16 protein-coding genes are annotated in these 14640 nt (G+C 34.4%); 8 read left to right on the top strand and 8 right to left on the bottom strand.

The window, feature by feature from the left end:
• The first annotated feature begins 232 nt into the window (after nucleotides 1-232).
• Nucleotides 233-1561 (top strand): DUF1576 domain-containing protein, encoded by a 1329-nt coding sequence (locus I586_RS01190; protein WP_010765007.1) that lies wholly within the window; start codon nucleotides 233-235, stop codon nucleotides 1559-1561.
• The gene (locus tag I586_RS01185; RefSeq protein WP_010765008.1) at nucleotides 1539-1877 is read left to right on the top strand and encodes a hypothetical protein; all 339 of its coding nucleotides are present in this window, start codon (nucleotides 1539-1541) and stop codon (nucleotides 1875-1877) included. Before I586_RS01190 ends, I586_RS01185 begins: the two co-directional genes overlap by 23 nt.
• Before the next feature lie 183 nt (nucleotides 1878-2060).
• On the opposite strand, the gene I586_RS01180 is transcribed toward I586_RS01185, so the two are convergent.
• From I586_RS01180 to I586_RS01165, 4 genes are all read right to left on the bottom strand, one after another.
• Nucleotides 2061-2306, bottom strand: coding sequence for a KH domain-containing protein (locus I586_RS01180; RefSeq protein WP_010761444.1), 246 nt, complete (start codon nucleotides 2304-2306; stop codon nucleotides 2061-2063).
• Nucleotides 2307-2317: 11 nt separating this feature from the next.
• A complete protein-coding gene (gene rpsP, locus I586_RS01175) occupies nucleotides 2318-2593 on the bottom strand; it encodes a 30S ribosomal protein S16 (protein ID WP_010761445.1) in 276 nt (91 codons plus the stop codon).
• 236 nt (nucleotides 2594-2829) lie between these two features.
• Nucleotides 2830-3666, bottom strand: a complete 837-nt coding sequence (locus tag I586_RS01170) for a GNAT family N-acetyltransferase (RefSeq protein WP_010765010.1) — start codon at nucleotides 3664-3666, stop codon at nucleotides 2830-2832.
• 60 nt (nucleotides 3667-3726) lie between these two features.
• Complete coding sequence (locus I586_RS01165) at nucleotides 3727-5556, bottom strand: LPXTG cell wall anchor domain-containing protein (RefSeq protein WP_010765011.1); 1830 nt, start codon at nucleotides 5554-5556, stop codon at nucleotides 3727-3729.
• A gap of 180 nt (nucleotides 5557-5736) precedes the next feature.
• On the opposite strand from I586_RS01165, the gene I586_RS01160 reads away from it, so the two are divergent.
• The gene (locus I586_RS01160) at nucleotides 5737-6288 is read left to right on the top strand and encodes an NADPH-dependent FMN reductase (RefSeq protein WP_010765012.1); all 552 of its coding nucleotides are present in this window, start codon (nucleotides 5737-5739) and stop codon (nucleotides 6286-6288) included.
• 57 nt (nucleotides 6289-6345) lie between these two features.
• Here I586_RS01160 and I586_RS01155 read toward each other — a convergent pair whose 3' ends face one another.
• Nucleotides 6346-6906, bottom strand: a complete 561-nt coding sequence (locus I586_RS01155; RefSeq protein ID WP_010765013.1) for a DNA-3-methyladenine glycosylase I — start codon at nucleotides 6904-6906, stop codon at nucleotides 6346-6348.
• A gap of 140 nt (nucleotides 6907-7046) precedes the next feature.
• Here I586_RS01155 and I586_RS01150 point away from each other — a divergent pair, with 140 nt between their 5' ends.
• Genes I586_RS01150 through I586_RS01140 form a run of 3 tightly spaced genes read left to right on the top strand, consistent with a single transcriptional unit; the run spans nucleotide 7047 to nucleotide 9495 of the window.
• Nucleotides 7047-7427 (top strand): GntR family transcriptional regulator, encoded by a 381-nt coding sequence (locus I586_RS01150; protein ID WP_010765014.1) that lies wholly within the window; start codon nucleotides 7047-7049, stop codon nucleotides 7425-7427.
• 2 nt (nucleotides 7428-7429) lie between these two features.
• The gene (locus I586_RS01145) at nucleotides 7430-8329 is read left to right on the top strand and encodes an ATP-binding cassette domain-containing protein (RefSeq protein WP_010765015.1); all 900 of its coding nucleotides are present in this window, start codon (nucleotides 7430-7432) and stop codon (nucleotides 8327-8329) included.
• On the top strand, nucleotides 8326-9495 hold the full coding sequence (locus I586_RS01140) for an ABC-2 transporter permease (RefSeq protein ID WP_010765016.1): 1170 nt from the start codon (nucleotides 8326-8328) through the stop codon (nucleotides 9493-9495). Before I586_RS01145 ends, I586_RS01140 begins: the two co-directional genes overlap by 4 nt.
• Nucleotides 9496-9558: 63 nt before the next feature.
• On the opposite strand, the gene ffh is transcribed toward I586_RS01140, so the two are convergent.
• The 3 genes from ffh to I586_RS01125 form a co-directional block, all read right to left on the bottom strand.
• Nucleotides 9559-10977, bottom strand: coding sequence for a signal recognition particle protein (gene ffh, locus I586_RS01135; RefSeq protein ID WP_010765017.1), 1419 nt, complete (start codon nucleotides 10975-10977; stop codon nucleotides 9559-9561).
• A gap of 4 nt (nucleotides 10978-10981) precedes the next feature.
• The gene (locus I586_RS01130) at nucleotides 10982-11320 is read right to left on the bottom strand and encodes a putative DNA-binding protein (protein WP_010765018.1); all 339 of its coding nucleotides are present in this window, start codon (nucleotides 11318-11320) and stop codon (nucleotides 10982-10984) included.
• A gap of 195 nt (nucleotides 11321-11515) precedes the next feature.
• Nucleotides 11516-11983 carry a 2-thiouracil desulfurase family protein gene (locus I586_RS01125; RefSeq protein ID WP_010765019.1) on the bottom strand — a complete coding sequence of 156 codons (468 nt, stop codon included), beginning with the start codon at nucleotides 11981-11983 and terminating at the stop codon, nucleotides 11516-11518.
• A gap of 146 nt (nucleotides 11984-12129) precedes the next feature.
• On the opposite strand from I586_RS01125, the gene I586_RS01120 reads away from it, so the two are divergent.
• Nucleotides 12130-12843, top strand: a complete 714-nt coding sequence (locus I586_RS01120) for a response regulator transcription factor (RefSeq protein ID WP_010765020.1) — start codon at nucleotides 12130-12132, stop codon at nucleotides 12841-12843.
• Nucleotides 12840-14600 (top strand): sensor histidine kinase, encoded by a 1761-nt coding sequence (locus tag I586_RS01115; protein ID WP_010765021.1) that lies wholly within the window; start codon nucleotides 12840-12842, stop codon nucleotides 14598-14600. The genes I586_RS01120 and I586_RS01115 overlap by 4 nt, the downstream gene beginning before the upstream one ends.
• Nucleotides 14601-14640: the final 40 nt, after the last annotated feature.

Here is a 14640-nt window from a genome sequence, read left to right as displayed (position 1 = left end):
TATTCCTTATGAAAAAACTCGTAAAGCTAGATAATAATTTTTCAAATTATCAATATTTATTTTTTTATTATTTATTCTTTCATTTTACACTCTTTTTTCGATTCATTTTCTCAATAATTATGCTTATATCTGAAAAATGTGATAATTTACTCGATATTATTGAAATGTTATTGACCGATAGCTGTTTTACAGGATATAGTAAAGTTAGTGACGAATAACGGAGGTATTTTACATGGCTAAAAATAACAGCCAAAAACTTTTATTACATACAAATAAGAAACAGTTCGAAGTAAATGATAAAAGCAAAAACTATTATTTTTTAATTAGTTATTGCCTTCTATTGATTATCATCGGGGTGTTCAGTGAACCTTTGAGCTCTTTATATTCGGGCATGTTTCGTATTTTGACCTCACCTAGTAATTTATTAACTGACTATATCGAATTAGGAACGTTCGGTAGTGCTTTTGTAAACAGCGGCTTGCTTACATTGATTAGTGTGTTGCTTGCTAAAAAAGAAAAGATTCCCATCAATGGACCAATGATTGCCGCTTTATTCACTGTATCAGGCTGTTCTTTTTTTGGAAAAAATCTATATAATTCGATTCCAATCATCATTGGTGGTCTTCTTTATGCAAGAATTGTAAAAAAACCTTTTTCGCAGTTTATTGTTGTTAGTTTGTTTGGCAGTGCCTTATCTCCGATCATCAGCTATCTTACGTTTGGTATTTCTTTGCCTTTATTATTTTCAATCCCTTTAGGTTGCTTTGTAGGAATTTTTATTGGCTTGATTTTACCTGCATTGGCTTCTCATGTCCTTACTTTTCATCAAGGCTTTTCCTTGTATAATGTTGGCTTTACCTCGGGATTGATTGCTATGCTATTCACAGGGATTTTAAGAATGTTTGGTTGGAAAATCGAAGGAAAAAATGTCGTTTCAACCGCGTATCATTCAAAGTTGCTTGTTTTCTTATTGTTTCTGTTTGCCGTTATGTTTATTGTAGGATTTGTAGTAAATCATTTTTCAATAAAGGGGCTAAAAGAAATCAGCAAAACTTCTGGTAAATTGATCACAGATTTTATTTCTATCTCAGGTGTTGGCGCTACTATAATGAATATGGCTTTAATGGGTTTATTACTTCTTGGCTATACCCAGGTGAGCCAAGCAACACTTAATGGACCGATTGTTGGCGCTATTTTATCAGCTGTTGGTTTTAGTGCGTTTGGTAATCATATTCTTAATAGTTTCCCTTTATTGCTTAGTGTCTTTTTAACCGCTTATTTGTCTTCAGTATTTGAAGTAAATCAAACAACCGTGGTACTTGCTGGGATTTTCGGTACTGGTTTAGCGCCAATTGCAGGATATTATGGTCTTACCTTTGGTTTGGTTGCAGGATTCTTACATATGTCACTGGTTACAAATGTAAGTTATCTTCATGGTGGATTAAATCTTTATAATAATGGATTTTCTACTGGTTTTGTGGCGGCTGTCATGGTACCATTACTTGATAATATCTTACAGATCAGAAAGGTGAAACAACATGCAAGAAAGAGACAAAGCTAAACGAATTGTAGACGAGTTATTGACTTACTTTTTTTCAAATGATATTAAGGAAATTCGAATCGGCGTAGACTTCACTTCTGAAGGGTTTACGATCGACATGCAAGGAAAAACCGAAGAAGAGCCTGAAAACGTTCTGCATTTATTAGAGCTATTAAATACACCTAGAGATCTGAGTATTGAAAGTTATTATGATGAATTACTTGGTATCACTCATCATGAAGAAGAAGATTATCATCTCCTTGGCTTGATGATCGACGAGGCAGAAATTAGTTTTGACGCCCCCATTTTTGAAATTAAAGTATTTAGAAAAAGATAAAATTTACTAAAAGGAGGAGGCAACCATAAGTGGGTCTCCTCATTTTTGTTATAAACGGCACGAATAGCACCTATCTCAATTCCACCTTGCTCCTAATCTTTTCAAACACTACAGGATTTTACTCATTGTTTTGACGAATCAAAACAAAAAAACACCCAAAAATATTGGGTGCTTTACTTTGTGCTATTTACCATCCACGATATTTAAACGAACTTTTTTTGGTCCATCCACACGTACGCTGTAAACAATTGTCCGAATCGCTTTCGCAACACGTCCTTGTTTGCCAATAATACGACCAATATCTTCAGGTGATACAGTTAAATTATATTCTAGAAAAACATCAGATTCTTCTATTTCTAATTTAACTAGCTCAGGTTGACTGACTAATGGGCGAACGATAGTTAAGACTAACTCTTTCACATCTGTCATCATCGGTCACCTTATTTCTTTTCAAGTTTAGCTTCGTGGTGTTTTTTCATAACGCCTTCTTTTGAAAGGATGTTACGAACAGTATCTGAAGGTTGAGCACCTTTAGACAACCAGTCTAAAACTAAATCTTCTTTTAAAACTACTTCTGCAGGATCTTTTAAAGGATTGTATGTTCCAACAGTTTCGATGAAACGTCCATCACGAGGAGAACGAGAATCTGCGACTACAATACGGTAAAAAGGACTCTTTTTAGAACCCATGCGTTTTAAACGAATTTTTACTGACATTTTATATATTACACCTCCATTAACTTAATCACAAATGTTAGTTTAACAGATTTTCTTTAAGCTGTAAAGAGTTTTTTCTTGACACCTTAAAAAAAGCTTCATAACACGGATTCTAAGCACTTTTCGTTAAATATATGTTATAATTTAAATACCTTGGCAGGGGCAATCTATCATTGCTTAACAAAATCAGCTGTGAATAGTGAAGAATCATTCATTATTCACAGCTGATTTTTATTTTACTTGTTCATTTCACAAGAATAATAGTCGAATAAGGTTTGCTCATCAAAACCTATTGATCGATAGAGATGGCGTGCATTGTCGTTTGTGGCTTCAACTTCTAAATAAATTTTTTGTGCCTGGTTTTCCAATAATTGTTGAATAATTTGACTAAGTATTTTTCTCCCTATACCTTGACCTCGAAAATCTGATTTTACCACAAAACCATAGATGCCATAAGAATTTCCTTCTCTTTGAACTCTAATACTCGCAATTACATCGTCATTTTCTTTTAGAACAACTGTTTGTTTTAAATCTTCCGCATCTAAAAGTGCTGGATTTTCTGTAAATTCGCCATTTTCCAGACTAGCTATTGCATTAGCATCTTCTGGTTTTGCTGGTTGTAACACAATCATAGAGTGGTGTGGAACGAATTTATCAATGGTCAACGTCAAGGCGTATTCTGAAAAACGATAGTCATATTTAGTCATTTTTTTAACATAGGATAGAGAAAAAGTGTCCTTATGATCAATGATCCATAAAATAGTTTGACACTTTTTAAGTTCGGTAAAGTCCGTAAGTGCCCTACTTATATGATCAAGAATCGTGTCATCATGATTTGTTATAACTGTTACTTCTAGTTCTTTTGGATCAAAACGGCTCAGTGCAACATAGCCGACTAACTCATCTTTCTCCCAGCACAATAAGTGATTTATTTTTCCCGTGATATCTTTAAAAAAGCTTAAATCTAATTTGTAGTCAATACCATACAACAGCTGATTCTTTTCTTTTAGGTTTTTAATAGCCTCGATTTCTTTCATGCGTAATTTGCCTTTAATCGTTTGTTTTAGTGTCATTTGGTCTCCTCTTTTTAACCATTATATAAGAGAGTTGATAGAACGACAATTGGTTTTTTACTAATCATCTTTCAATTTATTTCTTTTTACTGCAAACCAAAATACAAATGACAATAAAAGCACCCCAAAGATAATCAAACTAGTTGAACGTGTTTCACCAGCTTTTAGTAGATATTGAGAATTATGCTCACCTTTACTTTTGAATTCACTACTTGAACTGCTATTTTGTGTTGAATTTGTAGTTTCTGTACTTGTTGTTTCACTGGAGGAAGCGGATTCACTTGTTTCAGAAGGCATTGTTACTTCTAGTAGATTCGCTCTAGCTGTTTTCAATTCTTGTGTTAGCGTTACAATTTCATTTCGACTCACTGCTTTAGGTGTTTCCTTAGCCAATTGAATAAGGCTGACTCCCTCTGTCTTTTTATTAATCCAAGGGGTCCAAGTTTCGGGTGTATAGTCCTCTTCTTTCAGTTCATCATTTTGATCGATGATGGCTTGTAATTCCTGTATATCAGTTGGTTGAACGATTTCCTCAGTTGTTACTAGCTGATTGATCAACGTGTCTGTTGCTGCTTCTAAATCACTCGCTGTTGCCGTTTCACTATCAACAAGCGTTTGGGCCTTCTCTTTAGCCACAATTAAATTTTGGGCAGAAAAATCAGTTAATTCATTTAAATCGATACTTTCCACTTCGTCAATTTTATCTGTAATACTATCAATGGCCTGATTTACATCTCCATTGCCGATCCCTCCATTTTCATAATTTGTTAAACTGGCATTTCTTGATTGTAGTGCGCCATCTTCATCAAAAGTGCTCGCGCTGTTAACATATTTTATGGATGAATCTGTCACTCTAGTACTATAATTAATCACTACTGAGACATAACCATTCTGTAAGCTATAACTGCCTAAATTCTCTAAGAATAATGCGAAACCATTTGGTGTCACTTCTACTCTCGTTAAATCACCTTCAATCTGACTCGGAAGTGAATATTTCTTTATATTTTTTTTATCTGCATCACGATAATTTACATTGAATGTTTCGGGAAGTAGCGCTTGCCCCTGTCCCAATTGATCGTAAATAATCGGTGTCAATAGGTTTTGACCTGAATTATTAAGTGTGATCGTCCAATTGATTTTCTTTGGATCGATTGAATCAAATTTACCACTTTTGAAGATAGTAGTTGGATTCGTAATTCCAGTAGTTGCACCGTTCATTTTATTCACAGTAAGATTGAGATCACTCGTTGTGCCTTTCACTGGTAATGGCATTGGATTTACGCCCTCTACCGTTTGATCGCTAGCAAGCTTCACCCAGAAAAAAAATTGACCACTAATGGAATTATGCTCTGTTACATATTGATTAAATGTCACAGTCACTTTATTGGTTTGACGATCGATGTTCGCACGGCCAATTTCACTTCCATTTTGACTCAATAATGGAAAATCATTGTAATTGACCATTTGTAAAATAGGAGGTAACTCAAACACCAACATATCTCCTGCCTGTGCTTCATCTGGTAAATAAAAAGAATAATTTACTTTCACTTTATCACTACTTTTTATTCGATGAATTGGATTGTTTCCACTATCTGTAATACTCACATTCGTTAATAATTCAGACCCGTATTCTGCAGTTGCTTTTGCAGTATTTGGAGGATTTAATTGCTTTTCAGAACTGCTTTCTTCTACAGATTCGACTGATTGCTCAGTATCATCTGAACTAGTAACAGATTGACTTTCACTAGTTTCTGTAGTCAAAGTCGTCTGTGATTCAATGGGATTAGAATTTGTTTCTTGTGCATACGTCTTTATTGAGATACCCAGAAACATCAGCATAAAAAGAAATAAGACTATGCTGACTTCACCAAAGCGTTTACTTTTCCACATAACGACACCTCCACTTTTTTAAAGTTTTGTTGGCATTTATTATATATGGGATATTTCTTGTTGAACATTGATTTGCTCACACCTTTTTTATGTGAGTAACGACTCAATATTCTTGTAAAAATAACTTTTTGGACTTAAAATTAAATAAACAATGTTATTTATCGAATGGAGGAATCATTGATGAAAAAGAAAATTGGTATTTTTGTGGGAAGTTTAAGAAAAGGCTCCTATAGTAAAAAAGTAGCAATGGCTCTTTCTAGTTTATTTCCAGAAGAATATGAACCTGTGTTTATTGATTTAAATGACCTAGCTATGTATAACCAAGATTTGGATGATGAAGGAACACCACCTGTTGCTTGGACAAAATTTAGAGAAGATGTCAAAGTACTATCAGGTTTAGTCTTTGTCACACCAGAATACAATCGCTCTGTTCCTGCAGTTTTAAAAAATGCATTAGATGTTGGTTCTCGTCCTTATGGTCAAAATGTTTGGGATGGCAAACCCGGCTTAGTTGTCAGTGTTTCTCCTGGCGCATTAAGTGCATTTGGAGCCAATCATCATTTGCGTCAATCACTTGTATTTCTTAATGTCCCTACCTTACAACAGCCAGAAGCTTACATTGGAAATATCGCCAATTTAATCAATGAAGAGGATACAATTGCAGAAAACACAATGAATTTCTTCAAAGTAATCATTGATTCTTATATTGCTTTTTTAGAAAAAAATAGTTGATTTATCTCAAAAAGTCTAATCCATTCCTACGATGTAGGTCTTGATTAGACCTTTTAATTATACTTCTTCATAGCGAAAACAAGTTACTACATGATCATTGATCAATCCAACAGCTTCTAAAAAAGCATATACGATAGTACTTCCCACAAATTTGAAACCTCGCTTTTTCAAATCTTTTGTTATCTGATCCGACAACTCATTTGTAGTTGGAATCTCCGATTGATTTTGATAAGAATTTTTTAGCACTTTATTTGCATTAAATGACCATAAATAGTTTGAAAACGAACCAAACTGAGTTTGGATCTCAATGACTATTTTTGCATTATGAATTGCGGCCTCGATTTTTCTCCGATTACGAATAATTCCCGGATTATCTAATAATGTCTGAATTTTTTTCTCATCATAATTCGCTACTTTTTCAATATCAAACGCATCGAAAGCTTCATCAAAATGGTGGGCCTTGTTTAAAATCGTTTGCCAGCTTAGCCCTGCTTGGTTGATATCTAAAATCAATTTTCTAAACAAGCGTTGATCATCATATACAGGGACACCCCAAATTGTATCATGATAGTGTTTCATGTTCTCATTTTCTTCCGCCCATGTACAACGCGACTTCATCTAGCTCTCCTCCTTTACCGAATATTTTATTCCTTTAGCACTCTTCTTATTTTAGCAAATTTCAAAAAAAATGTTTACACAACCAACTGTACTATGTATACTAGTACACAACAAGCACATCGTTTAGAAAGGAGAGAATCATGGTTTCTATTAATAAAACAAGTAGTAAACCTTACTATGAACAACTAATGTTGGGAATAAAAGAAGACATTTTAAGTGGATTATTGCAATCTGGAGATCGCCTTCCTTCTGTTAGAGAAATGGCGCGTCAACTCATGATGAACCCGAACACTGTTAGTAAAGCCTATAAACTGTTAGAAACACAAGAAGTTATTGTGACAGTAAAAGGCAAAGGAACGTATGTAAACAAAATCGATACCACTCTAAGAGATGAATATCAAATTCAAAAAATAAAAAAGAAATTTGATGAGTTAATAATTGATGCAAACTACTTAAATGTTCAAAAAGAAGAGATGTGCCAATGGTTGGATGAAAGTTATCAGCACTTGAAGGGAGAGTAATGATGAAAATAGAAAATTTAGTAAAAACAATTGATCATAAGATCATTTTAAACGATATAAACTTGACGCTGAATCAAGGGGAAATCACTGGTTTGATTGGTCGAAATGGTTCTGGGAAAACCACTTTCTTTAGATTACTTGCAGGTCATTATGAATTTGATAAAGGAATGATTTTTATCAATCACGAGGATATCCAGACAAACAAACTACTCAAACAGAAGATTTTTTATATAGATGAGCAATATAATTTTCTTTCTGGATATACACTGAATAAATTACTCGAATTCTATCAAAATGCATATGCAGGCTTTGATAAAGAAAAATATTTACATTTAACAAAGGCTAATGAGTTGAAGCCTACCTTCAAATACGGTTCGATGTCAAAAGGGATGCAAGGGCTTTATAAAATAATTTTAGCCATTTGTTCTAATGCAGATTATCTTTTACTAGATGAACCATTAGATGGATTAGATCTGATTGTCAAAAAAAACATCTTAGGCATTCTTTTGGATGATGTCAGTGAAAATAATCGCTCGATCACCATCTCTTCGCACAATTTAAATGAGCTAGAAAGTATTATCGATCGAGCATTGATTCTAAAGAGAAACCAAATCAAACTTGATTATCATTTAGAAGCACTAAGAGAAAATGCGCGTAAAATCCAAATGGTTTTCAAAACAAAAAAAGTTCCAGCATTTATTAAAGAGAACAGCCGACTGCTCCATATTCAAGGACGTGTTGTTACAGCAATCTTTGAAAACTATACAGAAACATTGGAACTAGCCATTCAAAATGAGTACCCTATCTTATTTGAAGAGCTGCCTTTAACGTTAGAAGATCTTTTCGAAGTGAATCTTGCACACGATGTAACGAACTATTCTTTACAAGGAGAATCTTTATGAATAAACAATTAATGACTATTTTAAAAAAGCGTTATGGACTTGTATTGATCATTACTAGCCTTTCTATTGTATTGTTTTATGGATATAAAGGAATCCAAGATGTCAATCAGTGGAAATACATGCAAAACTATTACAATTCTGAGCAATACCAAAAGGATTTGAGCGAAGTTTCAGAAGAAGAGAATCCAAAATTCAAAGGGTTATCGTTTAAAGAACGGGAAAATTTAGATAAAAAAGAAGGATTAAGTCTATTTAATCAAACAAATTCTTATGATGAACAAGGAAACATAACGACTGATTCAAAACATAATACCACTTATTATACAATGTATTTTAACGAAAATTCACTTCTTTTGTTGGTGGTTATTGTATCGGCTGGGTTCTTAATGTTTTTTGTTGATTTAAAGACATCATTCAATGAATTTCTTTTTTCATTAGGCGTTTCTAAACGTAGGATTTATTTTTCGAAGTTTGCATTGATCTCGATCCCCATTTTACTTAGCGTACTCTTAGCCAAAATTCTTTTTATCGGAATTATTACACTGAGCATCCCATCTGAGTATGTCAATATTAGCTTAGCACAATTGGCAATGAATGTTTTAGCTAGCTGGACAACATGCATCATCTATTACTTTACTGCAACATTTATCGGATTAGTGACAGGAAATATTATTTTAGGCCCTCTGACTGCTTTGGGATTTTGTGCATCATTCGAATATTTTATTGCCGCTGTCATAAATGCGTGGTATTATTTTACGAAAACGTCAACTGATATCTATGTGACGAATAGATTTTTTAATTATTCAATTACAAAAGATCCTATTTCTACTCTTCCTATCGTTTTCACTGTAATGTTATCGCTCCTTTTATTGATTTTTGGTTCCTATCTATTCCAAACACTCACTTTGGAGAAAAAAGGAAAATACCTGCTGTTTGATGGACTTAAACTACCTGTGATCATTGCTATGACACTATATGTACCCATAGTTCTTGTTTTTAGTCGAGGATATTACCTCTATGAGGATGGCACTTCTCCTATTCCAGGTTTGTTAATTTATGCCATAATCACTGCTATAATTGGAATTTATCTTATTTTTAGAAAAGAGTTTCATGGATCAATCAGTCATATAAAACAGACACTAAAAAATAATAACGTTCGAACATAGTTTCAAATTACTAGTCAAAAAAAGTTGAGCATAGCCTAATGGCTTTGCTCAACTTTTTTTGACTTATTTTTTCTTCTTTTTCTTTTTCTTGTTTTTCTTAACCATACGGTTCATGGCCATTTTTCCAAGTTTTCCTTTAATGCCTCCACCAAGCATTTGATCCATGCCTGGAATGTCCATATTTCCTTTAGACATTTGCTGCATCATTTTTTTAGATTCTTTAAACTGCTTGATCATTCGGTTAACTTCAACGACATTATTTCCTGATCCGGCAGCAATCCGACGACGGCGACTAGGGTTCAATAAGTCTGGATTTTCTCTTTCTGCTGGTGTCATTGAAAGAACCATAGCCTTTTTGCGGGCAACATCTTTAGGATCGACTTTAACATTCTCTAATCCAGGCATATTGTTCATTCCAGGAATCATTTTAAGTAAATCTTCGATTGGCCCCATACCCATTACCTGATCTAACTGTTCAATAAAATCATTGAAATCAAAGCTGTTTTCTTTCATTTTTACAGCAAGTTCTTCAGCTTTTTTCTCGTCATAATCTTGTTGAGCTTTTTCGATCAGTGTTAGCATATCCCCCATGCCTAAAATACGGCTGGACATACGGTCTGGATGGAAAATTTCTAAATCAGTCAGTTTTTCACCTGAACCGATGAATTTGATCGGTGCTCCAGTGACAGAACGGATAGAAAGCGCTGCACCGCCACGGGTATCCCCATCAAGTTTCGTGATGACAACACCAGTGATTCCTAGTTGTTGATTAAAACTATCAGCAACATTGACTGCATCTTGCCCTGTCATGGCATCAACTACAAGTAAAATATCATCCGGTTGAGCTATTTCTTTGATTTGCTTTAGCTCATCCATCAATGTTTCGTCAATATGCAGACGACCTGCTGTATCAATCAAGACATAATCATTTTTCTTTTCTTTTGCTAATTCCATCCCTTGGCGAACAATTTCAACAGGATTAGTATCTGTTCCCATATCAAAAACAGGAACATCTAATTGTTGTCCTAATACTTTCAGTTGATCGATCGCAGCAGGACGATAAACATCGGCTGCAATCATCAATGGACGAGCATTTTCAGTTTTGATCAAGTGATTCGCTAACTTACCACCGAAAGTTGTTTTACCAGCACCTTGTAACCCAACCATCATAATCACAGTTGGAATACGTTCTGATTTGTTCAACCCGACAGTCTCTGTTCCTAATGTCGCTGTTAATTCTTCATCAACAATTTTAACGATTTGTTGCGCTGGTGATAAGCTTTCAAGAACTTCAACACCCACCGCACGTTCACGAACACGTTTTGTAAAATCTTTAACGACTTGTAAATTTACATCGGCTTCCAATAAAGCCAAACGGATCTCTCTCATCATTTCTTTTACGTCAGCTTCAGATACTTTTCCTTTACGACGTAATTTGCTCATCGCCTGTTGTAGGCGGTCTGTTAAACTTTCAAAAGCCATAATCTCATTCCTCTACTTCTTGTATTTGTTCTATATACTTTATGATTGTTGTATCTTTTGGATAGGTTTCACTCGCGTATTTTTTTAATGATTCTAGTAATTCTCCACGCACGATATAATCAGAAAAAAGATGAAGTTTTTTTTCATACTCTTCTAAAATTTTTTCTGTCCGTTTGATATTGTCATAAACCGCTTGGCGGCTAATGTCGTATTCTTCTGCGATTTCGCCTAATGAAAAATCATCTGCGTAATACATCTCCATGTAATTCATTTGTTTTTCTGTCAATAAAGTGGAGTAGAATTCAAACAGCGCATTCATTCGATTGGTTTTCTCAATTTCCATAGTTGTTACTCCTATCTTCAATCCCTTTTAGGTTACCGATTTCAGAGTGATTAGTCAATAGTTCTTATCTGATTTTCGATGATTTTTTTAATATTTGTTCATTTGTATAAAAATCATATTTAGAAAAAAACTATTGGATCCTATCTTGCTGACTATTCCCATCAAAAACGTTTAATGCTTTATTTTCTGATAGCATTATTCCTCGTGTTCGACCACTGTTCTCCATTCATTTTCTGAAATCACCTTGAGACCTTTAGATAAAAAGTAAGCTGTCGCAACACCTGGTCCTTTGCGATGATTGCCTGAAAAGGTGCCATCATAAATCCCAAGACTTCCACAAGATGGACTCTTTTCTTTTAAAATAATGGTTTTAATATCATTTTCTATGAGCTTTTGATAGGCCGTAATTGCTCCTTGTTTGAATAGATTAGTCACATCGTCTCCTGTATTCGTGATAACCTTCGCTTTATTCTCCCAAACATCAAAGCCATCTCCCCCACTAATTTCAGCAGGTTCACGAGGAATTGGTAAGCCCCCCATGACTTCTGGACAAACAAGCATTGCTTGGCCATTTTCTACTAACTTCTTTAAAGCCGTAATTTCTTTTGCTTGGCCGTCATATCGACAACAAACACCGCCAAGACATGCGCTTATCCCAATCATTTGCTTCCCTCATTTCAATCTTTATTATTATACCATTTCTTTTGCTTTGAAAGTAGTTTTAGAAACATTCCATAAAGTTTTTGATCGTTGTAAAACTATGATAAAATAATGGTGTGTTTATTTCGTATTAAAAGGGAGCCAACTGAATGAAAAAAGTACTCGTTGTCGACGATGAACCTTCTATCGTAACATTGTTGACATTTAATTTAGAAAAAGACGGCTATGACGTAACAACAGCCTTTGATGGATTAACTGGCTATGAATTAGCATTGTCTAATCACTTTGATTTTATTATCTTGGATGTTATGTTGCCAAATATGGATGGCTTAGAAATCACAAAATCGTTACGTAGAGAAAAAATCGATACCCCTATTTTGATATTGACTGCTAAAGATGATCAGGTTGACAAAATCATTGGATTAGAAATCGGTGCAGACGATTATTTAACAAAACCATTTAGTCCTAGAGAAGTTTTAGCTAGGATGAAAGCTATCTTTCGTCGTCTAAAACCTGCATCAAACAAAACAGAAGAATTTAATGAAACACCAAAAGCTCCTTTAGTCTTGGGAGAAATCATCGTAGATGAACAAAATTATGAAGTGCGCGTGCGTGGCAAGAAAATCGAGCTGACACCAAAAGAGTTTGAGTTGTTAGTCTACTTCATTAAACGTAAAGGTCGAGTCATTGATCGCGATACATTACTTGATCGAATTTGGAACTATGATTTTGCTGGTCAAAGCCGCATCGTCGATGTTCATGTTAGTCATTTAAGAGACAAAATCGAAATTGATCCTAAACGACCTGCTTATTTGGTAACGGTTAGAGGCTTCGGTTATCGTTTTCAGGAGCCACAAAAATGAAAAAACGCCAACGCATTGAATATTGGTTAGTCGGAATGATGATGATTGCCTTATTTGTGGGGAGTATTTTTTTAACAAATTATTTTTTTAAAAAGGAATTATTAGCACAACAAGAAGAATATTTACAAAAAAAAGGAAATCTGATACTTGATCAGCTTTCCTATGACTTATTCACAACTGAACATTTTTCAGATCAAGAAAAAAAACTCATTGCTCATTATGCAACTGATAAAAATGAGCGTCTAACGTTGATGACTGCTCAAGGCACTATTTTTTACGATAGTATTGATTCTACTCTTCACGAATCTAGAAGTAATCGACCTGAAATTAAAGCGATTCTTTCTGGGGCAGACTTTGGTTCTGCTTTAAGAAAAAGTGCCACTTTGAAGGAAGAGCTGCTTTATTTGGCCTTACCTGTCGAAAAAGAGGGTGAACTGATTGGAATCCTTCGAATGTCAGAAGAAACAACACAATTTTCTAACAGTATTCAATCGTTTAGACGATATATTTTGTTTACGTTCGGGCTTTTATTTTTAATTATTACAGCATTTGTATTTTTATTACTTCATCAGAAAAATGAACCTTTGGTAACGGTCTTGCCCGTACTAAAAAAAATCGTGCAGTATCCTGACGAAGCACGCTCAATTATCCAGGACTCTCCTGAATGGAACGAGCTATACCAAACGGTCAATCTTTTGAGTCAACAAATGAGCCAGACTTATTTAGCGTATACTTCTACTGATGAACAATTTCACGCATTATTAGATGAATTGATGATTGGTGTCTTTATTATTGATGTTGATGGGAAGTTACAACTGATCAATCCTAAAATGGCCACTATTTTAATGCTCAAGGAACGTGATGCTGGAAATGATTATTTTGAAGTAATCAAAGAACCTGCCTTGATTCATTTGATCCATCAAGTTATTACTGAGAAAAGCTCTATTCATCAAGAAATCAAACTCACAGATACATTAAACGAAACGATTTTAGACATGTCCTTACGTTTCATAGAAGAAGATGGCAATGATTATCAAGTTCTTGGAATCGCTTATGATTTAACTCGAGTCAGACAGCTGGAAAAAATGCAAAAAGATTTTGTTAGTAATGTTTCACATGAATTAAAAACGCCTGTTACTTCTCTATTAGGATTTACTGAAACGTTATTAGATGGAGCCAAAGATGATCCTGAAACGTTGACGCAATTTTTAGAAATCATGCAAAACGACGCTTTACGCTTGCAGCAACTCATTCAAGAGATTTTGCAGTTGTCTCGTGATGGGAAAAATATATCGTATGACGATCAAGAGGTCATCTTATTGCCATTTGTTCAAGAGATTTTGCGCTCTTATCGTAGAACGATTGCAGAAAAGAGTTTAACGATTGAAATACTTGGTGATGACAGCATACGTTATATAACCAAGTATGAAGTTTTTTATCCAATTGTTAAAAACTTGATTGAAAATGCTATTCAATATTCTCAGACTGAGGGAACAATCACTATTGATTTTGGTTATTCTGATATGTTCTTCTTTAGCGTGAAGGATTTGGGTATTGGTATCAGTCCAAAAGATCAAGAACGGATCTTTGAGCGCTTCTATCGAGTGGATAAGGCTAGAAGTCGTCATTCCGGTGGAACTGGTTTAGGTTTGTCTATCGTACACAATTACACTGAACTATTAGGCGGAACCGTTTCAATTGATAGTCATTTAGGTTTAGGCTCTACCTTTATAGTAAAATTACCCAAAAATGAATAAATAGAAAAAGGCTAAACATTTTGTATGTTTAGCCTTTTTC

The sequence above is a fragment of the Enterococcus moraviensis ATCC BAA-383 genome (genome assembly GCF_000407445.1).
Taxonomy (GTDB): domain Bacteria; phylum Bacillota; class Bacilli; order Lactobacillales; family Enterococcaceae; genus Enterococcus_L; species Enterococcus_L moraviensis.
Note: the sequence above shows the minus strand (reverse complement) of the source record. Positions and strands in the feature narration are given on the sequence as shown.

What these genes read in the sequence shown, in the direction of transcription:
- I586_RS01190 (WP_010765007.1), top strand. Translation starts at nt 233, where the DNA reads ATGGCTAAAAATAACAGCCAAAAACTTTTATTACATACAAATAAGAAA.
- I586_RS01130 (WP_010765018.1), bottom strand. Translation starts at nt 11,320, where the DNA reads ATGGAAATTGAGAAAACCAATCGAATGAATGCGCTGTTTGAATTCTAC.
- I586_RS01145 (WP_010765015.1), top strand. Translation starts at nt 7,430, where the DNA reads ATGAAAATAGAAAATTTAGTAAAAACAATTGATCATAAGATCATTTTA.
- I586_RS01155 (WP_010765013.1), bottom strand. Translation starts at nt 6,906, where the DNA reads ATGAAGTCGCGTTGTACATGGGCGGAAGAAAATGAGAACATGAAACAC.
- I586_RS01185 (WP_010765008.1), top strand. Translation starts at nt 1,539, where the DNA reads ATGCAAGAAAGAGACAAAGCTAAACGAATTGTAGACGAGTTATTGACT.
- rpsP (WP_010761445.1), bottom strand. Translation starts at nt 2,593, where the DNA reads ATGTCAGTAAAAATTCGTTTAAAACGCATGGGTTCTAAAAAGAGTCCT.
- I586_RS01180 (WP_010761444.1), bottom strand. Translation starts at nt 2,306, where the DNA reads ATGACAGATGTGAAAGAGTTAGTCTTAACTATCGTTCGCCCATTAGTC.
- I586_RS01170 (WP_010765010.1), bottom strand. Translation starts at nt 3,666, where the DNA reads ATGACACTAAAACAAACGATTAAAGGCAAATTACGCATGAAAGAAATC.
- I586_RS01160 (WP_010765012.1), top strand. Translation starts at nt 5,737, where the DNA reads ATGAAAAAGAAAATTGGTATTTTTGTGGGAAGTTTAAGAAAAGGCTCC.
- I586_RS01165 (WP_010765011.1), bottom strand. Translation starts at nt 5,556, where the DNA reads ATGTGGAAAAGTAAACGCTTTGGTGAAGTCAGCATAGTCTTATTTCTT.
- I586_RS01125 (WP_010765019.1), bottom strand. Translation starts at nt 11,983, where the DNA reads ATGATTGGGATAAGCGCATGTCTTGGCGGTGTTTGTTGTCGATATGAC.
- I586_RS01120 (WP_010765020.1), top strand. Translation starts at nt 12,130, where the DNA reads ATGAAAAAAGTACTCGTTGTCGACGATGAACCTTCTATCGTAACATTG.
- ffh (WP_010765017.1), bottom strand. Translation starts at nt 10,977, where the DNA reads ATGGCTTTTGAAAGTTTAACAGACCGCCTACAACAGGCGATGAGCAAA.
- I586_RS01150 (WP_010765014.1), top strand. Translation starts at nt 7,047, where the DNA reads ATGGTTTCTATTAATAAAACAAGTAGTAAACCTTACTATGAACAACTA.
- I586_RS01115 (WP_010765021.1), top strand. Translation starts at nt 12,840, where the DNA reads ATGAAAAAACGCCAACGCATTGAATATTGGTTAGTCGGAATGATGATG.
- I586_RS01140 (WP_010765016.1), top strand. Translation starts at nt 8,326, where the DNA reads ATGAATAAACAATTAATGACTATTTTAAAAAAGCGTTATGGACTTGTA.